Here is an 18,740-nt window from a genome sequence, read left to right on the forward strand (position 1 = left end):
TCGTAGAGGATTGAAACATGAGAACTCTGCTTACGACATCGGCGGTCGCAGTTCTGCTCGCTGCCGCTTCACCCATGGTGGCGCAGACCAGCATCACCGGCGGAAGCGGCGGATCGGCGGCAGCAGGCGGCACTTCGGCCTCGACGGTTGGTACTGGCGGCACGTCCACGTCAGGCACCGGCCGTACCGGCTCGTCGATCGCGGCCGGCGGAAGCGCCGCTGCAGCGAGCGGCAAGACCCAGACCGGCGTCAGCATGAACAAGGGCAATGGCCCCGTGCTCAACTCCAACGCCCGCGCACAGGCTCATGACGGCGGCACCTTCAGCCGCTCGCACACGCGCACCAAGGTCAAGGCCGGTGAACAAGTCGGCTCGACCACCAAGACGATGTCGCACGTACCGGGCTCGAAGCCGACCATGTCGAGAACGACGACGACCGCGCGCTAGGACCTCGCGACCTGCTGCCCGAGCTGCTCGGGCAGCACCTTTCCGCGATTCGTTCTAGTCGGCACGCAGGCTGCGGCTGATCCGCGTGACGACGGCGTCCCAGCGCCGCTTCTCGGCCGCGGGATAATTGATCAGCACGCAGTGCACATAGCCCCGAGAAAAGTTGCAGCGGTTGTACCAGATCTTGTCGCGCTTGACGCTGGAGACCACGAAGAAGCTCGGCGTAATGCGCTTGTAGATAATTCCGGACGGCGGATTCTTGCCGGCGAGGAATGTGGCCGGCGAAAGCCTGGACCTGTTGGAGATGGCCTGTACGGTGAGATCGGCTCTGCCGTCGGACGTGCGAAACTGCAGGCCATAGCCGTCGGGCTTGCCGACGATGTCGGTGAAGACCGAAGCGGGAATGTCGACCGATGTTCCGGTCTCGGCGATCCGGTAGGTTGTCCAGCTTTCCGCCCGCGCTCCGGACAGGCTGGCAAGCAGCACGATGGTCGCCGCAGCCGTGGTCTTCATGGTCCGCCTCATCAGTTGCGCGGCATCAGTTGCAGCTCCATCAAGGCGATCCGTTGCAGGTCGGCGACGTTGCGTTCGCCGGCACTTGCGGTGCGCAGGATGGATTCGGCGAGGGCGTTGACGTGCGACGAATGCACGGGTTCCGGCAGGCTCGCGACGGCAGCTTCCAGGGCTCGCGTCATGATCTCGATCACCTCGGGAGAGAATTCGGCGTTGGAAAAGTTCTTCATCGCGCAAAACCGGTCGCCTTGTGCGGGACCGCAAGGTCAACGCCGGGAAAAACTCGACGTTCCTGCGGCCCGGCGACACACCGGTACGCTATGTCACGGGCTGGTAGCCGGTGAGCTGCGCAAGCGCGGCATCCTCGACGGCAACGGTCCGCATCCTCACATCGCTGCCGATGACGAGGCCAGCGAGCGAGAGCATCAGCCCGAGCGCGAGCGGCGCAAACAAGGCCTCTTCCTGAAACAATCCGTTGAGCAGAACGACCATGACGCCGAAGCCGGCGAGCCCCTGCGTCAGATATCCAGACGAGGCGTAGAGGCGCCAGGCCTTGAGGGCCACCGTGAAATAGAACGCGAGCGGCACGAAGGCGGCAATGCCCATCTGGTACAACAGGACGCCGACCGCACTCTCGACCGCGCCATCGATCGTCCCGGCCGCCTGCGCGGCACTCCAGTCGATCGAGAAATAGCTCTCCGAGAGATTGCCGCCGACGCCGAGACCCCGGCCGAGCGGATTCTCCAGGAATCCGTTCAGGCCGCCCATCAGGCCGATGACGTGATAGTCGCCGATCTGCAGGCCGATCCGGATCGCGACGACTGCGAATGCGATCAGGCCCAGGAGGCCGAGCAACAGCGTCACCACGGCGCCGAGCAGACGGGTCGATATCCAGCCCGCGACTACGAAGACCACGACGATGAGCGCTCCCTTCACGCTGCAGAAGACCAGCAGGGGCAATGCAGCGAGGGCAAGGAGCGGCCGGCCCACCGAGAACAGGAACAGGCCGAGAAAGCCGATCCCGTAGGCGAAGCTGATCGGGTGCATGTTCGGGCCGTGAATGCGCAGCATCTTCGACAGGCCGAATCCTTCGAGCAGCGGCGTGTTCAGGAAGTCGAAGCTGAAACGGTCCTTAAGGTCGACGGGCACGTTTCCGGTGGCGCGCATCTGGGCTTCCCAAACCCCCGAATGGGTCGCCTTGAGCTCGTCGAAGCCCCAGAAGGTGTAGCCATTGGTGATGGCGAGCCAGACATCGCGGAATGCGAGCTCCACGTAACCGCACAGCATGAGGATGACGGCGAGCGTCGCCAGGAACGGCGTGATCCGCACCTCATAGGTCGCAGCCGTGAGGAGCGACAATTGAAACAGAAACAGCGGAAGCACGATGTTGCGCAGATAGACCGCGGCCGCCTGTCCGGTCTGGCCGAAGCCGATCGCGAAGTACAGCGACACCACCGCCAGGGTGACGACGCCGAAGCGCATGATCCGGTTCACTTCGGCCGACTGATTCCTCTGGCCGAGCAGGTAGAGGGCGAACGTGGCGAGCCACATGACGGAGCAGACGAGAAAATTGTAGCCCTTGATGAAGTCGAGATCGGACGGAAGCGGGACCAGCGGCGACAGGATCGAGACGAACATGTTCTGGAAGAACAGGACGAAGATCGCGATGGCCGGCGCATAGGTCGGCACGCTGACGACAATCGCGATGCCGACGAGGACCTCGACCGTGATGGCGAGGGCCGGATTGGCCAGGTGCAGAACCGGAGCAAAGCCGATCGTTGCCGTGGCGATGCAGAAGGTCGGAACCAGCTCCCGCCAGGCCGGCGGCGCTGTCGCGGCCTGCACGCTCCGACCATCCGGTGAGTTGCGGGCACTCATCGATCATCCTTTGACATCGCGCGGGGCACGATAGCGGGGCGAAGCGTAAGGATCCGTTAACGATAGCGCCGTGCGGCGGGAGCGCGGGGCGTGCCGAGCAGCGCCCGCATCACGTCGGGATCGGGCCTGCCCGTTTGGCTGTCGACCAGGCCGAAGCCCTGCGCCAGCTCCCAATGCGCCCAGCCCCAGCAATGGTCGCGGGCATAGGCTGTGACCTCCGCCAGCCAGCGAAGCCGGCTCTCCCTGGGCGCGCCGGCTTTCAACACGCCGAACTCGTTGACGATGATCGGCCGTGAGAATTGCTGCTGCCAGGCGAGGGCGGGCGCGAGCCAGCGATCGGCGCCCGGCTTGTCCTTGGCGGCGGCAATCGCCGTGTCGAGCATGGCGAGCGCCTTGGTCGCATTCCTGTCCTGCAAGTCCTGGCGAAGCGCCTGCACGGCCGGATCGTCGGCCCTGATCGGATAAGGCAGGTCGCGGATGTCGTGCAGCGGATCGTGCGCGTCCCAATGGCCCTGATGGGTGAACACCATCGGATCGTAGAAATGGATGGCGTAGACGATGTTCGGGTCGGCCAGCGGACGAAATCGGGGCAGCGAATCCGCACGCTGCCAGTTGACCGGGCCGATGATGAGCGTGGTGGCCGGCAGCAATCGCCGGACGAACGCGGCAAGCGCCTCGACCTCCCTTTGCCACCTGTCCGCCTCGATATCCGGCTCGTTGAGCAGCTCGGCGAAGATGCGATCGGGCGGAAAAGACCGGATGACCTGCGCCAGAGCACTCCAGGCCTCCTGCAGCTCGTGCACCGCCGCGTCCGGATCATCCTTGTGCAGGCGGTTGAAGCGCTCTCCCGGATGAAGATCGACGGAGGTGGAATAGCCCAGCGATGTGAGCTGCTTCAACGCGTTGTCGAGCACGCGCAGCGTCTCGTCGCGGTCGGCCTTCGCCGCGAAACGCGGCATCACGCGTTCGGCCGGCACGGGCAAGCGGACATGGCCCATTCCCGCCTTGCGCAGCTGCTGCAGCAAGGCGCGGCTGGGCGGCGCGCCGTTGATCCAGCCGTCGGCATTGAAGCCGCGAGACAGCGCGGCAAGCCGCTCGGGCGCAACCGTCGAGGGCAAGGGCACGCAATCGTCGGCGGAGACCGGCCGGCTCAATGAAATCGACAGCAACACCGCCGCGAACAGCAGGCGACCGCAAGATGTCATTGTCAAACCGCAAGACCCAATGCGCCGCCCTCGGGCTGAGGCGCCGCTGAGCCCGCAGGGACGTGATTGACGACGATGCCGGTCGGCACGCCAGCACATTTCGACAGCGACGCGGTTACCCTGCGCATCGCGGCCGAACCGAGCTCGCCGGCGCGCGCGACCAGGACGATGACGTCCGCATGGGCGGCCAGGGCGATGGCGTCGGGCTGCAAGGCGAGATCGCTGGCGTGCACGACGATCAGGTCGAACTCCGAGCGGATGTCGTCCTCGGGCGCCGCATCCGGCTTTCGGCCGGCACTCAGAAGCTCGTCGATGGATTGAAGTCCCGCCGTGGTCGAACCGTCGTGCCATTCGGTCACCGGGGGCTGGCTGCCTGCGAATTCCGGCTGGAGCCGGATCAGCACGCTCATCATGCCGCGCTTCACCGCCGCGCGGTTGAGAGAGCGGGCAACGGTATTGCCGCCGGCGCTCTTGCCAACCGACAGCACCAGCGCGACCTTGCAGCCGCGTACCGGCAAACGGTCGATGCGTTCGAGCAGCGGCTGCAGATGCGGGGCGAGATCGGGCTCGCCCGCGGCGGCGACAGGTCGCTGCCAGACCGTGTTGGTCCCGGCTGCGGACGCCAGCTCGGGAATCCGGACCCAGACCGGAAGGCTGGGCATCGCCTCGGTCTGGCGCACGGCTGCGGCCGGAGGATGAACTTCCTGACCTGCGTCCTCCGCTTCCACGGGAGCAGGAGCCTGCACGGTCGCGGGCTTGTCGGCGGACACGCTCGTCATCACCGCAACGGCAGCGGTGGACGTCAGGAGCGAGCCGATCGCCAATGCTGCGAGCAACAAGGCAAGCGGCGGGCGCGTCGAACGCAGCGGCGGAATGGCGGGCGAGGCGATCTTGGTCTGGGACGCCTGCAGCTGACGCTGCTCGTTGGTGGTCTTGAAGCGCGACAGGAACTGCTCGTAGATGTTCCTGTTGGCATCGGCGTCGCGCTGCAGCTCCTGCAGCTTCACCAGCGCCTGGCCGTCGACCAGCATCTTGGTCTCGACCGCCTTGAGCTGCTTCTCCAGCGCGTTCTGCTGCTCACGCTGGGCCTCATATTCGGACTTGGCCGTCTCGATGTTCTTCTTCCGCTCGATTTCGATCTGCCGGTTGATGTCCGCCAGCTGGCTGTAGGAGATCGCGAGGTCGGGATGGCGGTCGCCATACACCGCCTTCTTCTGGGCGATCTGGTCATTCAGGGCCGAGCGCTGCGCGCGCAGCATGCTGAGCAGATCCTGCTTCACAGGCCCTTCGACATTGGCCTTGACGTCGCGTTGCACCTGGTCGTAGCGCGCCTTGGCCTCCTCGGTGCGCGCACGAGCGGCCGAGACCTGCTGGGTCAGATCGGTCACGCGCAATTGCTGCGTCGTGGATTCCTTGCCGGCATTGACGATGTTGTGCTCGAGCCGGAAGGCGGCGACCGCATCTTCCGATGCCCGCAGGCGCTCGCTCAGCGTCTTCAGCCGGTCCTTCAGCCAGTCGGCGGCCTCGTCCGTCGCCTCGGTGCGAACGCGGCCCTGGCTGGCAACGAACGCCTCGGCGATGGCGTTGGCATAGTAGGCGGCCCGGTCCGGCCGATTCGACGTGAAGGAAATCGCAATGACGTAGGTGAGCCCGCGCCGGGTGATCTCGAGGCGGTTGCGGAATCTTTCGAGCAGGCGCGTCATGTCGGTATGACCGCCCGCGATATCCTCATCGTCAGCGATCTTGAGCCGTTCGATCAGGGGGCGGAGGAAGCCGTCGGATTTGGCGATCTCGATCTGGCTCTGAAGCGCCGCCGCATCCTGGCCGATGCCCGGCAGCACCTCCTGATCCGAGGTCACGCGCAGCTCGCGGGGATCGAGCACGACCAGAGCCGTCGCGGCGTAGCGGACCGGAAGAATCATCAGAACGACGACGCCGAGGGCGAACAGCGCCGCGGCCAGCGTCAAAATGCGCCGGCCATTCTCGCGCAGAAAGACGAGTGTGCCGGAGACGGTCAGCGATCCCTTGATCAGCGCCGGCCCGGTGCCGCCCGGCGCCGGGGTCACAGCCCGCGGCGCTTCCCACGAAGCCGCTTGCTCCGTCGGGGCGATGCTTCGCGGAGATGCGCGGCTACCGAACGCCATGGGGTTGGACTCGAAATCAACTGACTGTCATAGCTCAAAGGCTTGTTACACCGTAAATATCCATGGTTAACCGGCGGTTACGGCCGCAGCAGGAAGCTATCATGGAGCGCCGCCCGGCCATGCCGGTGGCGGCGGCAGTTCGGCGGACCGGAAGGAGACGGCTTGCGCAAGCCCTCGCGCGGATCGCATCTTGCGTGCGACCCAGCCTCTCCCGCAGGGAGAGCTGACAACTCAGCTGATGTTCAGGAGTATCCGTCCCGACGTGCCGCTGCGCATCAAGTCGAGCGCGTCGTTGATGTCATCGAGCGCGAACTCGTGGGTGACGATGCCGCGGTAGCTCACCTTTCCGGCATCGCTCAGGCGAACAAGGCGCGGGATATCGCGTGCAGGCTGGCACTGGCCGCCTTCGGAGCCCTTCAGCACCTTCTCGAAGTGCAATGGCAGGGTGTAGATTTCGGCCTTCTCGCGGGGAACGCCGACCAGGATGCAGCGGCCTTTCTTGGCCGTGATCTCGTAGGCGAGCTCGATCAGATTCTTGACGCCGGTGGTCTCGACGACCTTGTCGGGTCCGTCGGCACCAGTGATGGACCGAACCTCGGCGGCCACATCCTTCGCCCCTTCGGAGTTGATGGTGTGGGTGGCGCCGAAATCCTTTGCCATCGCCAGCTTGTTGTCGAGGCGGTCGACCGCAATGACCGGATGGGCGCCGACCATCGCGGCGAATTGCACGATGTTCAAGCCGACGCCGCCGACGCCGAACACGACCACAGCTTCGCCGATGGCGATTTGCGCATCGTTGTTGACGACGCCGAGCGCGGTCGTCACGGCGCAGCCGAGCAGCGGCGCGCTGGTGCGATCGATCGAGGCGGGAACGGGCGTGACGCGGTTTTCCGACACCACGGCATATTCATTGAAGGTGGTGACCCAGCCCGCGTTGAGCCGCTTGCCGCGCCAGGAATAGACCGGCGTGTTGGACTGGATGCCCTTGCCCGGCCGCCAATGCATGACGACGGTGTCGCCCTGCTTGCAGGAGACGACGCCGGGTCCGGTTTCGACGATCGTTGCCAGCGCCTCGTGGCCCAAAAGGTGCGGCAGGAACTTGTCGACGCCCTTGACGGCATCGATCTCGTTGATCTGCGCGCCGCATATGCTCGACGTGTGGACGTGCGCGAGCACCTGGCCGTGCTCGAGCGTCTCGGGCAAATTGAACTCGTCGACGATCAGCGGCTTGCCGGACTCGACGAGAATGGCCGCCTTGGCAGTCTTGATGTCCATCGCTCGCGCCCGGTCACTCGAAATAGATGAATTCGTAATCGCCGGTGTAGCCGAGCTTGCCGTACAGCCAGATCCATTCCGAGGTGTGCAGGATCGACTCCGCCGTCAACGCCCAGCATTCGAGATTGTGCAGCTCGGCGACGTTGCGGTAGCCCTCGACCATGACGTATTTGTTCTTGCCAACCCGCTCGATTTCCTTGAGCGCCGCCTCGAGCTCGTAGAGCCGGAGATTGTGCAGCGTTCCGAGCGAGATGACGAGATCGAAGCTGTCGTCGCCGTAGGGATAGATGTCCTGGGCGCGATAATTGAAGAGGTACGGCTTCACCTGCTCGTGGGCATTGGCGAGACCGTGCTTGGAAATGTCGAAGCCGGCGACCTTCAGGCCCGGCAGGATCTTCTGCATCTCGTACAGCAAGAAGCCCTTGCCGCAGCCGACGTCGAGCACACTGGACCCATCCTTCAGGCCGTAGGTCTCGATCAGCGCCTTCGCGACCGGGGCCCAGCGACCCTCGATGAAGCGGTAGCCGCCGTAGCCGAAACGGCGGTCGCCATCCCAATAATCGGCCTCGTATTCCCGCGCCTTCAGCGAGCAGCCGATCTTGTCGTCATTCATGCGAGCCATGTAGTCGCGCTTGGTCGCGGTATGCAGCGGCGTCACAATATTCAGAAGTCGTCCCATCGAGCCCTCGGATTTCATCACGCGCTGAAATTGTCTTGACTGGCCTGGGGAGCCTCGCACGTGACTGCGACTCGCCCTAGCATTTGTGGCGGAGATGCTCATTGTTTCAGATCAATGATGTGGAAACCGTGCGACAGCGCCGGCTTCGGGCGGCACAAGTCCCGTCGCCGGCGTCCACTGAAGCCGCATGGAACGGGAATGCGCGGGACAGCGTTCGGCTCGCAGGGAGTCCCGCCATGCCGACCAAACCGACCATCGCCCGCATCTGGCGCGGCCGCACCCGCCGCGATCTCGCCGACGCCTACCAGGCCTATCTGCAGGCCGAGGGCATTCCGCCGCTGCTCGAGACCGCACTTGGGGTGCAACAATTGCGCGAGGACCGCGACGCGGAGACGTGGTTCACGACCATCTCCTATTGGGCGGACATCGCCGCGATGACGGCCTTCACCAGGGGCGAGCCGACCAAGGTCCATCATCTCCCGCGCGACCCGGAATTCCTGATCGAGCTGCCTGAGCGCATCGAGATCCACCACATTCTGATCGACGAACAGGGCCTGCGGTGAAGGGCTGATGCTCACATTGTTCCACCTGCATCTTACGACCGGTTTCATTATCTGCGGACGTCTGACGCTCGCCCGGCGCCGGAGGAACGGAGCGGGCGAGCCGCCGTTACTCATGCATCCTCACCAATAGGGAAGCCCGACATGACCATTCGTAGAACTTTCATTGCTCTCGCGGCCGCTGGAGCGATGCTCTCGACGGCTGCCTCACCCGGGCTTGCGGCGCCTTTGCCGATCGGAAATCCGGGCGCCGAATCCGGCGTGCAGCAGGTGCAGTACCGGCATGGACATGGCTACCGGTACGGGCACCATCACCGCCGTCACGGCACCGGCGCTGCCGTCCTCGGCGGCCTCGCTGCGGGCGCGATCATCGGCGGTGCAATCGCCAACAGCCAGGCTCAGTCCAATGCCGCCTCCTACTGTGCGCAGCGCTATCGCTCCTACGATCCCGGCTCGGGAACCTACCTAGGCCGCGACGGTCTCCGCCATCCGTGCCCATGACGCACGCATGAGCCTGCGGCAGCCCTCGCGTCCGCGAGAGGCTGCCGACATTCATCACGCGGCCAGCGTGTCTTGATTCCACGCTCTCTTGCGTTGTACGTTCGGGCCATGATGTTCATCACCACATTCTTCCCGCTGATCTGAACGACAGAACGTCGTTCCGGCGCAGCTGCGCCAATCAGATCAAACGGCTGCGCTCAATGCGGCGGCCAAACGGAGAATGTGCAATGTCGCAGACCGAAGAGGCTGGCCTGACGCCTGGTCAGGTCCAGAATTTCATCGCCGACGGTTTCGTCAAGATCGAGAACGCCTTCAGCGCCGAGCTTGCAAAGCAATGCAGGGACGCGCTGTGGGCGGATATCGGCCTGTCGCCGGACCGTCCCGAGCAGTGGACCCGCCCCGTGGTCCGGGTGGGATCCAAGGCGTCACCCCCATTCATCGAAGCTGCGAATGTGGCGTCGCTCCACAGAGCCTACGATCAACTCGTGGGCGAAGGGCGTTGGCTTGCGCCCAGAGGGTTTGGAACGTTTCCGATCCGCTTTCCGTCGACGGAATCCCCCGGTGATGACGGCTGGCATGTGGACATGAGTTTTGGCACCGCCGATCCGGACTTCATGGAATGGCGCGCCAATGTCAAAAGCAGCGGCCGTGCGCTGCTGATGCTCTTCCTGCTCTCGGATGTCGGCGCCGATGATGCGCCAACGCGGATCCGGAAAGGCTCGCATGCCACGATCGCGCGGGAGCTGCTGCCCCATGGCGACGCAGGTGCAACCCTCCGGCAGCTCGCTTCCGAGAACTGGGCATCGACGAAAGATTGCAAGATCGAGCTGGCGACGGGGGCGGCAGGCAGCGTCTATCTGTGCCACCCGTTCCTTGTCCATGCCGCGCAACCGCACCGAGGGACACGGCCGCGCTTCATGGCACAACCGCCGCTGCTGCCGAAAGGCGAGTTCGATCCGGCATTGCCACCGTCGCCGGTCCAGATCGCGATCCGGCAGGCCTGCGGGCTGACGGTGTAGGTGGCGGCATCAGGGACGGAACGGCGGGAGGTTGACGCTGATCTGCGGCGGCGGAAATGCGTCAGTCAGCCCGCCCCCTTACAGCTTTCCACGTCTGTCACCGCCCCTGATATTCGGCCCAGCAATCCGCCGTTTCGTAGACCCGGACCGCCGATAGCTGCGGAAGGCTCGGCTGCAATCGATCCCAGATCCAGACCGCGATGTTCTCGGCGGTCGGGTTCTCGAGTCCTTCGACTTCGTTGAGGCAGTGATGGTCCAGCGCGCCCATGATGGCGGCGAAGCATTTTTCGATGTCGAAGAAGTCCGCGACGAAGCCGGTGTGCGGGTCCACCGGACCGTCCAGCTGGACCTCGACCCGATAGGAATGACCATGCAGCCGGCTGCACCGGTGTGTCTCGGGCACGTTTGGCAGCCGATGCGCCGCCTCGAACTTGAACGCCTGCGATATCCTCATCCAGCTCCCCACACGGCGTGGCCAACCGGTCTCGGGCCGGGCTGGCGACCAGATGCTGCCTTGTCCTGACCTTCCGCCGAAGAATGGCGCGCCCGGAACGATTCGAACGTCCGACCCTCAGATTCGTAGTCTGATGCTCTATCCAGCTGAGCTACGGGCGCGTGCTTCGCAAACAGCGCGGGCATGGACCCGCGACGCATCTCCCGAGGACCGGGAGGGGTGCGAAAGAGCGCTCTGACTAACCGCTCTTGTCCCGATTGGCAAGGTCTGGCTTGCCGGTATTTTGGGGCATTTCCGCAACTCTGTTCGTCATTCCGGGCGCGACGAGTCGCGAGCCATGGTGCGCAATGCGCACCTGAGAATCCATAACCACCAGCCGGGTTATGGATTCCGGCCCCGACCCTCAGGTCGTCGCGGAATGACGGAGGGAATGGAGATCGCCCCGCTCGTTCAGTCGGCCTCTGGCCGACTTACGCCCTGGCTCGCTCGTTGCGGACGGAGAGCAGTTCCACCGGGCGGTCGGGGATGACGATACGGAAGGTGGCGCCGATGGTGCCTTCGACCAGGTGGATGTCGCCGCCATGGGCGCGGACGAGTTCGGCGGCGATGGCGAGGCCAAGGCCGCTGCCGCCGGGCCGGCCGGAGGTCTGGAACGCCTCGAACAGGTGTTCCCGGGTTTTCTGGGGAACGCCGGGACCGGTGTCGGAGACCTCGAGAATGGCGACGGCGCCCTCGCGTTTTCCGGTGATCCGGATCTGCTGCACGCGGCCCTCGCCCGCCGCATGGCTTTCGAGTGCCTGGGCGGCGTTGCGGACGAGGTTGAGCAAGACGCGGAACAGCTGGTCTGGATCGGCATCGACCGCGAGCCCGCGCTCGATCGCAGCGACCCAGGCGATCGAGGCGTCGTTGGCGAGCCCGGCCGTCTCGCGCACCTCCATCACCACCGGCTCGATCAGGATCATGCGGCGGTCGGGCGCGGCCTCCTGGGCGCGGCCGTAGGACAACGTCGACTGGCAGAAGGCGATGGCGCGTTCGAGCGAGCGCACGAGCTTGGGCGCGAAGCGCTGCACCCGCGGATCCGGCACGCTGGCGAGCTGGTCCGACAGGAGCTGGGCTGAGGCAAGCAGGTTGCGCAGATCGTGGTTGATCTTGGAGACGGCGAGGCCGAGGGCGGCGAGCCGGCTCTTCTGATTCAGCATCGACATGAGGTCGCGCTGCATGTCCGACAATTCGCGCTCGGCCACCCCGATCTCATCGCTGCGCTGGCTCGGCACGATGATCCCGGCCGAGCTCTCGGGATTCTCGTGGAAGCCGACCAGGCTCGCAGTCAGCCGCCGCATCGGCCGCACGAAGAGATAATGAAGCGCGAGATAGACGAGGCCTGCGGTCAGCACCGCGATGATCAGCGCGACCACCACGAGGTTGCGGGAGAAGCGGTACATCTGCTTGCGCAGCGGCAGTTCGTCGGTGACGATCTCGATGAACTGAGCATTGCCGACCCCGGGCCCGACGATGCGGATGGCCTGATTGCCGGTTTCGAGCATCATCCGGAACGAGCCGGTGATCGCCTCCCAGGCCGTCATGTCGCGCAGGTCAATGTCGTGCTCGATGGCGGTCGGAATGTTGTCGCTGGCGAGCAACCGGCGCTGCTGGCCCATCTTGATGGCGACGGCGCGGGCGTTGATGCTCTTCAGGATCTGGCGCGAGAGCGAATCAGGAACCATGCCGAGCGGCGCAGCGTCCAGCACCAGCGCCGCCGTATTGGCCGCCGCAACGCGGTCATTCAGCCGGTTGACCCAGAAATTGGCGATCGCGGGTACGTAGAGCAGCACGGCGGCGATCATCACGAGGGGGATGGTGAGCAGCAGCAGCTTGCCGGACAGCCCGAGCCCGCGCGACCCACGGGGCCCCATGGCCGGCTGCTCCGGCTGATCCAGATCCTGGATCGGCTGGCGATCTGTGGCTGCCACGAAATTCGCCCCTGTTGGCCTTGGCTGGTGGAGGATGCGACCCGCCCGATGTCCGGTCAAATTACGGATCGCTAATCTGCCGAGGTGGCATGTAGGCGCTGATATCGCGAGTCGCCACCGCGAGGGATAAAAACCCCGCACAAACAGCGATATTCACCGGAATCGCGCCCTTGTGCGGCGTTGACGAAAAGAAGGCGCTCCCTTATAAGCCGCGCAAATTGTCCGCGATGACCCGGTGCGACACCGGGAGCGGCTCTCTCGGGGCCGGAAAAGGGCCCGTTTTGGGCCGCATCTTCCGGACTTTACCATCAATTCTACAGGCAAATTGCCCGGTCAGCGGAGAAAAACCCGTGAAGCGGACTTATCAACCCAGCAAACTGGTGCGCAAGCGCCGTCACGGCTTCCGCGCCCGCCTCGCCACTGCTGGCGGCCGCAAGGTTCTCGCCGCCCGCCGCGCCCGCGGCCGCAAGCGTCTGAGCGCCTGAGCCGGACCCCCTTTTGGGATTTCATCATGGATCGGCTGAGGCAGCGGGCGGATTTCGTCGCCGTTGCCAATGGCGCGCGGGTGAATAATCCCGCGTTCGTCCTGCAAAGCCGCCGCCGCGATGACCTTGGCCCGGTCCGCATCGGCTTCACCGTCACCAAGAAGAACGGCAACGCGCCCGAGCGCAATCGTATCCGGCGCCGGCTTCGCGAATTGGTGAAGCGGCTCGATCCGGTGTCGATGCAGCCCCATCATGATTATGTCCTGGTCGGACGAAGAGACGCGCTCTCGCGCGACTTCGCCACCATGCTCGACGATCTGCGCATAGCGTTCACGAAGCCCGCGCGGCATACGGCCAATGCGCGCGGCCACAGGCCAGGTCCCGCCGCAGCGACCAGCCGCAAACCGGATTGATGACGAGACAATCGAGATGACCGACAATCGCAATACCATCCTCGCCGTCATTCTGTCGGGCCTGGTGCTGATCGCGTGGCAGTATTTCTACAACGTGCCGCAGATGGAGAAGCAGCGCGCCCAGCAGCAGACCCAGGCCGAGCTGCAAAAGGGCAGCACGCCGCAGCCGAGCGCGTCCACGACGCCCGGCAGCGCGCCGCAGCCCGGCGCTGCCCAGCCGTCGACGCCGGCGGTGAACCAGGCCCAGCCGGTCGTCGCCCGCGAGACCGCCATTGCAGCAAGCCCGCGCGTGAAGATCGAGACGCCGCGGATTGCCGGCAGCATCTCGCTGAAGGGCGGCCGCATCGACGACATCGCGCTGGTGCAATATCGCGAGACGGTCGATCCGAAGTCGCCGCCGATCATCCTCTATTCGCCCTCGGGCACGGCGGAGCCCTATTACGCCGAGTTCGGCTGGGTGGCAGCGACGGGCGTGACGGCAAAGATGCCGGATGCACAGACCGTCTGGCAGCAGGAGGGCAGCGGCAGCCTGACGCCGTCGACACCGGTGGTGCTGAAATGGGACAATGGCGACGGCCTGACCTTCCGCCGCACCATTGCCGTCGACGACCATTATCTCTTCACCATCAAGGACGAGGTGAGCAATGTCGGCAATGCGCCTGTCACGCTCTATCCGTTCGCGCTGATCTCGCGCCACGGCGCGCCGCACGTCTCGGGCTATTACATCCTGCATGAAGGCCTGATCGGCTATCTCGGCGACGAGAAGCTGAAGGAATATGGCTACAAGCAGGTCGACGAAGCCAAGCAGGTGAATTTCAACAATGTCACCAATGGCTGGCTCGGCATCACCGACAAGTACTGGGCCTCGGCACTGCTGCCCGACACCAATGCCCGGCTGCAGGCGCGGTTCTCGTCAAACCCCGTCGGCAAAGTTCACACCTATCAGACCGACTATCTGCTCGATCCCGTCACCGTCGCGATCGGCGGCACGGCGACCGCGAACGCGCGGCTGTTCGCGGGCGCAAAGGAAGCCGGCGTGGTCGGCATCAACTTCCCGCTCGCCGGCCTCGGCGGCTACAACAAGGAGCTCGGCCTCAACCATTTTGATCTGTTGATCGACTGGGGCTGGTTCCACTTCCTTACCAAGCCGATGTTCCTCGGCCTCGACTTCTTCTTCCGCTTCTTCGGCAATTTCGGCATCTCGATCCTGCTCGTCACCGTGATCGTGAAGCTGTTGTTCTTCCCGCTGGCGAGCAAATCCTACGCCTCGATGGCGAAGATGAAGTCGATCCAGCCGCAGCTTTTGGCGCTGAAGGAGCGCTATCCCGACGACAAGGTGAAGCAGCAGCAGGAGATGATGGAGATCTACCGCAAGGAGAAGATCAATCCGGTCGCCGGCTGTCTGCCCGTGCTGATCCAGATCCCGGTGTTCTTCGCGCTCTACAAGGTGCTGTTCGTCACCATCGAGATGCGGCACGCGCCGTTCTTCGGCTGGATCAAGGACCTCTCGGCGCCGGACCCGACCAATCTCTTCAACCTGTTCGGATTGATCCCGTTCGATCCGACCACGATTCCGGTGTTCGGCTATTACCTCGCGCTCGGCATCTGGCCGATCATCATGGGCATCACGATGTGGTTCCAGATGAAGCTGAACCCGACGCCGCCGGATCCGACGCAGCAGCTCATATTCAACTGGATGCCGCTGATCTTCACCTTCATGCTGGCAGGCTTCCCCGCAGGGCTCGTGATCTACTGGGCCTGGAACAATCTGCTTTCGGTGGTCCAGCAGAGCTACATCATGCGCCGCAACGGCGTGAAGGTGGAGCTGTTCGACAATCTCAAGGCGACGTTCGTGAGGAAGGCGACGTAATCGTCGTTGCAAGGAGCGAAGCGACGAAGCAATCCAGAGTGCCTCCGCGGATGCATTCCTGGATTGCTTCGCTTCGCTCGCAATGACGCGGAGAGACAGCGAGCAAAAGGCCTTCGCATGATCGACGACAAAGATGCGAAGCTGATCGAAGCGGGGCGAAAGCTGTTCGCTCGCGACTGGCAGTTCATCTGGGCTTCGCCCTCGATCGAAACACTGCCGCCGATGGCGGGGCTGGAGATCGCCTTTGCCGGCCGCTCCAATGTCGGCAAGTCCAGCCTCATCAACGCGCTCACCGGTCGCAACGCGCTGGCGCGCACCTCGCATACGCCGGGCCGCACCCAGGAGCTGATCTTTTTCGAAGTCCCCGGGAAGACCGACCTCCGCCTCGTCGACATGCCGGGCTACGGCTATGCCAAGGCACCCAAGAGCCAGGTCGCGTCCTGGACCGAGCTGATCCATAAATTCCTGCTCGGGCGCGCCAGCCTCGCGCGCGTCTACGTGCTGATCGACGCGCGGCATGGGATCAAGGACGTCGATCTCGAAGTCCTGAAGACGCTCGACCGCTCCGCCGTCAGCTACCAGATCGTGCTGACCAAGGCCGACCAGGTAAAGGCCGCCGAGCTGCAGGCGCGCATCGCCGAGACCGAAGCCGCGCTCGCCAAGCATCCGGCCGCGTTCCCTACCGTGCTCGCCACCTCGTCACGCAGCTCGACCGGCATGGCCGAGCTGCGGGCCGCGATGGCGCAGCTGCTGGAAGAGCGGGCCTTGTGATGGCCGCGCACCGCCTGATGCTTGGGCTTGCCGGCTTGATGGGCGCCGCCGGCGTCGCGCTCGCCGCCGCCTCCGCCCATGGCGCCGATGCCACCCGGCTCGCCTCGGCAAGCGCAATGCTGCTGTTTCACGCAACAGCCATACTTGCCACCGGCGCCTTGCTCGCGCGCGGCCTTCTGCATGGCGGAATTGGCCTCGTTGCGGCGTTCGGCTTCGTGATCGGCGCCGCGCTGTTCGCAGGCGACCTCGCCTTGCGGCAATATGCCGGGCACTCGCTGTTTCCGTACGCGGCGCCAACCGGCGGGACGGTGATGATCGCGAGCTGGCTGACGGTGACGTTGGCAGCATTGGTGGCGAAGAGCTAAATCCGTAGCCCATCCGGGCTACATGGCTGCCACGCTTTGCGCCTCGCGCGCCAATCGGATAGAACGCGGCTCACCGACCCGCCAGCGAGATCGCGACATGACCAACATCTCCCCGCTCGACCAGGCCCGCATCCTGTCCGAAGCGCTGCCGCACATGCAGCAGTACGACGAGGAAACCATCGTCATCAAGTATGGCGGCCATGCCATGGGCGACGAGGAGACCGCGAAGAACTTTGCCCGCGACATCGTGCTGCTCGAGCAGACCGCGATCAATCCCGTGGTGGTGCATGGCGGCGGTCCGCAGATCGCGACCATGCTCAAGCGCCTCGGCATCGTCTCGGAATTCGCGGCTGGCCTCCGCATCACCGATGCCGCGACCATCGAGATCGTCGAGATGGTGCTGGCCGGCTCCGTCAACAAGCAGATCGTCGGCTACATCAACGAAGCCGGCGGCAAGGCCGTGGGCCTGTCGGGCAAGGACGGCAACATGGTGAAGGCGTCGAAGACGACGCGCACCATCATCGATCCGGATTCGAACATCGAGAAGGCGATCGATCTCGGCTTCGTCGGTGATCCCGAGAAGGTCGACCTCACGCTGCTGAACCAGCTGATCGGCTACGAGCTGATTCCTGTGCTTGCGCCGCTCGCGACGTCCAAGGACGGCCAGACGCTGAACGTCAACGCCGACACCTTTGCCGGCGCTGTCGCCGGCGCGCTGAAGGCCAAGCGCCTGTTGCTGCTCACCGACGTGCCCGGCGTGCTCGACAAGTCGAAGAAGCTGATCCCGCAGCTCTCGGTGAAGGACGCGCGCAAGCTGATCGCCGACGGCACCATTTCCGGCGGCATGATCCCGAAGGTCGAGACCTGCATCTATGCCCTGGAACAGGGCGTCGAGGGCGTCGTCATCATCGACGGCAAGATGCAGCACGCGGTGCTGCTCGAGCTCTTCACCAACCAGGGCACGGGCACGCTGATCCACAAGTGATGCGGGAGCGCGAGCAGCGGAAGAAGGTCGTCATGCCCGGGCTCGACCCGGGTATCCACGGCTCTCGCCTCGCGCAGTCATCCCGGAGCGCCCGCAGGGCGAAGTACGGTGCGCAACTGCGCACCGGAGAATCTCGAGATTCCGGGTCCGGTCGTTCGGACCATCCCGGAACGAGGGGATCGCGTCCCCCGCACCGGTCCCCGCTCACACGCTTCCTGATGGCGCTACCGGCTGCGGTCGTCTCGTTCTTCTTTTCCTCCGCGCCCGCCATCGCAGACCTCAAGATCTGCAACCGCATGTCCTATGTCGTGGAGGCCGCGATCGGCATCGACGACAAGGCGGCAACCGCGACGCGCGGCTGGTTCAGGATCGACCCCGCCACCTGCCGCGTTGTGGTGCAGGGCACGCTTTCGGCGGACCGCATCCTGCTCAACGCCCGCGCGCTCGGCGTCTACGGCGCTTCTCCGATTCCGCAAAGCGGCAGCGACATGCTCTGCGTCGCGCAGGACAATTTCGTCATCGCCGCGGCGCGGCAATGCCGTAGCGGTCAGACCCAAGTCTCGTTCACGCAGGTGACGCCGACACAAGGCGCCGACGGCAACCTCATTGCCTATCTCGCCGAGGATTCCGAATATGACGACGAGCAGGCGCGCCTCGCCGGCATCCAGCGGCTGCTGGTCATCGCGGGCTACGACGCGGCGCCGATCGACGGCGTCGACGGGCCGAAGACGCAAGCGGCGCTCGCCGCCTTCCTGAAGAGCCGCGGATTGGCGCCGGACATCGTGAACTCGCAGACCTTCTTCAAGACCATGGTCGATGCGGTGCAGACGCCGTCTGCCGCCGGCCTCACCTGGTGCAACGACACGCCGCACAAGGTGATGGCGGCGATCGCGACCGACGACGGCAAGTCGGTGACGAGCCGCGGCTGGTATCGCATCGATCCCAAGACCTGCCTGCACCCCGACGTATCGGGCCAGCCGAAGCAGATCTTCAGTTTCGCAGAGGCGGTCGACGCCGACAACCGCGTCGTGAAGCTCAGGGACCGGCCGCTGAATTGGGGCGGCGACAGGCAATTCTGCACGCGCGAGACCAAGTTCGAAACGAGCGAGCAGACCGATTGCGGCGCGCGCGGATTTGCGCCGACGGGCTTTGTCGCCGTGGACATGTCGAGCGGCGGCAAGACGCTGCGCTTTGCGGTGCCGTGATC

The 18,740-nt window shown here is 64.8% G+C and carries 20 protein-coding genes and 1 tRNA gene; 11 read left to right on the top strand and 10 right to left on the bottom strand.

What is annotated here, in order from left to right:
- Positions 1 to 17: 17 nt before the first annotated feature.
- Positions 18 to 446 carry a hypothetical protein gene (locus tag K408_RS0103540; protein ID WP_024337194.1) on the top strand — a complete coding sequence of 143 codons (429 nt, stop codon included), beginning with the start codon at positions 18 to 20 and terminating at the stop codon, positions 444 to 446.
- A 54-nt stretch (positions 447 to 500) separates the two neighbouring features.
- On the opposite strand, the gene K408_RS0103545 is transcribed toward K408_RS0103540, so the two are convergent.
- From K408_RS0103545 to K408_RS0103575, 7 genes are all read right to left on the bottom strand, one after another.
- Positions 501 to 959 (bottom strand): hypothetical protein, encoded by a 459-nt coding sequence (locus tag K408_RS0103545; RefSeq protein WP_024337193.1) that lies wholly within the window; start codon positions 957 to 959, stop codon positions 501 to 503.
- Positions 960 to 970: 11 nt separating this feature from the next.
- On the bottom strand, positions 971 to 1,189 hold the full coding sequence (locus tag K408_RS0103550; protein WP_024337192.1) for a hypothetical protein: 219 nt from the start codon (positions 1,187 to 1,189) through the stop codon (positions 971 to 973).
- A gap of 88 nt (positions 1,190 to 1,277) precedes the next feature.
- Positions 1,278 to 2,837 carry a hypothetical protein gene (locus tag K408_RS0103555; protein WP_024337191.1) on the bottom strand — a complete coding sequence of 520 codons (1,560 nt, stop codon included), beginning with the start codon at positions 2,835 to 2,837 and terminating at the stop codon, positions 1,278 to 1,280.
- A 56-nt stretch (positions 2,838 to 2,893) separates the two neighbouring features.
- Positions 2,894 to 4,042, bottom strand: a complete 1,149-nt coding sequence (locus K408_RS0103560; RefSeq protein WP_024337190.1) for a glycoside hydrolase family 5 protein — start codon at positions 4,040 to 4,042, stop codon at positions 2,894 to 2,896.
- A 2-nt stretch (positions 4,043 to 4,044) separates the two neighbouring features.
- The gene (locus K408_RS0103565; protein WP_024337189.1) at positions 4,045 to 6,186 is read right to left on the bottom strand and encodes a GumC family protein; all 2,142 of its coding nucleotides are present in this window, start codon (positions 6,184 to 6,186) and stop codon (positions 4,045 to 4,047) included.
- Between the two features lie 231 nt (positions 6,187 to 6,417).
- Positions 6,418 to 7,461, bottom strand: coding sequence for a zinc-binding dehydrogenase (locus K408_RS0103570; RefSeq protein ID WP_024337188.1), 1,044 nt, complete (start codon positions 7,459 to 7,461; stop codon positions 6,418 to 6,420).
- 13 nt (positions 7,462 to 7,474) lie between these two features.
- Positions 7,475 to 8,140: a class I SAM-dependent methyltransferase gene (locus K408_RS0103575; protein ID WP_024337187.1), complete on the bottom strand. Its 666-nt coding sequence runs from the start codon at positions 8,138 to 8,140 to the stop codon at positions 7,475 to 7,477.
- Positions 8,141 to 8,376: 236 nt separating this feature from the next.
- Between K408_RS0103575 and K408_RS0103580 the strand changes: the two genes are divergently transcribed.
- The 3 genes from K408_RS0103580 to K408_RS0103590 all read left to right on the top strand — a co-directional run bounded on the left by K408_RS0103580 (position 8,377) and on the right by K408_RS0103590 (position 10,220).
- Complete coding sequence (locus K408_RS0103580; RefSeq protein ID WP_024337186.1) at positions 8,377 to 8,703, top strand: antibiotic biosynthesis monooxygenase family protein; 327 nt, start codon at positions 8,377 to 8,379, stop codon at positions 8,701 to 8,703.
- 141 nt (positions 8,704 to 8,844) lie between these two features.
- Positions 8,845 to 9,201: a BA14K family protein gene (locus K408_RS0103585; protein ID WP_024337185.1), complete on the top strand. Its 357-nt coding sequence runs from the start codon at positions 8,845 to 8,847 to the stop codon at positions 9,199 to 9,201.
- Positions 9,202 to 9,428: 227 nt separating this feature from the next.
- Positions 9,429 to 10,220, top strand: a complete 792-nt coding sequence (locus K408_RS0103590) for a phytanoyl-CoA dioxygenase family protein (protein ID WP_024337184.1) — start codon at positions 9,429 to 9,431, stop codon at positions 10,218 to 10,220.
- 97 nt (positions 10,221 to 10,317) lie between these two features.
- Here the strand turns inward: K408_RS0103590 and queD are convergent, their stop codons facing one another.
- From queD to K408_RS0103605, 3 genes are all read right to left on the bottom strand, one after another.
- Complete coding sequence (gene queD, locus K408_RS0103595; protein WP_024337183.1) at positions 10,318 to 10,674, bottom strand: 6-carboxytetrahydropterin synthase QueD; 357 nt, start codon at positions 10,672 to 10,674, stop codon at positions 10,318 to 10,320.
- Between the two features lie 84 nt (positions 10,675 to 10,758).
- A tRNA-Arg gene (locus tag K408_RS0103600) sits at positions 10,759 to 10,835 on the bottom strand.
- Between the two features lie 309 nt (positions 10,836 to 11,144).
- Positions 11,145 to 12,644: an ATP-binding protein gene (locus K408_RS0103605; RefSeq protein WP_024337182.1), complete on the bottom strand. Its 1,500-nt coding sequence runs from the start codon at positions 12,642 to 12,644 to the stop codon at positions 11,145 to 11,147.
- 350 nt (positions 12,645 to 12,994) lie between these two features.
- Here K408_RS0103605 and rpmH point away from each other — a divergent pair, with 350 nt between their 5' ends.
- The 7 genes from rpmH to K408_RS0103640 all read left to right on the top strand — a co-directional run bounded on the left by rpmH (position 12,995) and on the right by K408_RS0103640 (position 18,738).
- The gene (rpmH, locus tag K408_RS0103610) at positions 12,995 to 13,129 is read left to right on the top strand and encodes a 50S ribosomal protein L34 (protein WP_008542748.1); all 135 of its coding nucleotides are present in this window, start codon (positions 12,995 to 12,997) and stop codon (positions 13,127 to 13,129) included.
- Between the two features lie 26 nt (positions 13,130 to 13,155).
- Entirely contained in the window at positions 13,156 to 13,542 is a 387-nt protein-coding gene (gene rnpA, locus K408_RS0103615; protein ID WP_024337181.1) for a ribonuclease P protein component, read from the top strand.
- Positions 13,543 to 13,558: 16 nt separating this feature from the next.
- Positions 13,559 to 15,412, top strand: a complete 1,854-nt coding sequence (yidC, locus tag K408_RS0103620; protein WP_024337180.1) for a membrane protein insertase YidC — start codon at positions 13,559 to 13,561, stop codon at positions 15,410 to 15,412.
- A gap of 117 nt (positions 15,413 to 15,529) precedes the next feature.
- Entirely contained in the window at positions 15,530 to 16,183 is a 654-nt protein-coding gene (gene yihA, locus K408_RS0103625) for a ribosome biogenesis GTP-binding protein YihA/YsxC (protein ID WP_024337179.1), read from the top strand.
- A complete protein-coding gene (locus K408_RS0103630; RefSeq protein ID WP_029673862.1) occupies positions 16,183 to 16,548 on the top strand; it encodes a DUF423 domain-containing protein in 366 nt (121 codons plus the stop codon). Before yihA ends, K408_RS0103630 begins: the two co-directional genes overlap by 1 nt.
- Before the next feature lie 97 nt (positions 16,549 to 16,645).
- Positions 16,646 to 17,533 carry an acetylglutamate kinase gene (gene argB / locus K408_RS0103635; protein ID WP_024337177.1) on the top strand — a complete coding sequence of 296 codons (888 nt, stop codon included), beginning with the start codon at positions 16,646 to 16,648 and terminating at the stop codon, positions 17,531 to 17,533.
- Between the two features lie 218 nt (positions 17,534 to 17,751).
- The gene (locus K408_RS0103640) at positions 17,752 to 18,738 is read left to right on the top strand and encodes a DUF1036 domain-containing protein (RefSeq protein WP_024337176.1); all 987 of its coding nucleotides are present in this window, start codon (positions 17,752 to 17,754) and stop codon (positions 18,736 to 18,738) included.
- The last annotated feature ends 2 nt before the right edge of the window (positions 18,739 to 18,740 follow it).

This window comes from Bradyrhizobium sp. in8p8 (assembly GCF_000426845.1).
Taxonomy (GTDB): Bacteria; Pseudomonadota; Alphaproteobacteria; order Rhizobiales; family Xanthobacteraceae; genus Bradyrhizobium; species Bradyrhizobium japonicum_C.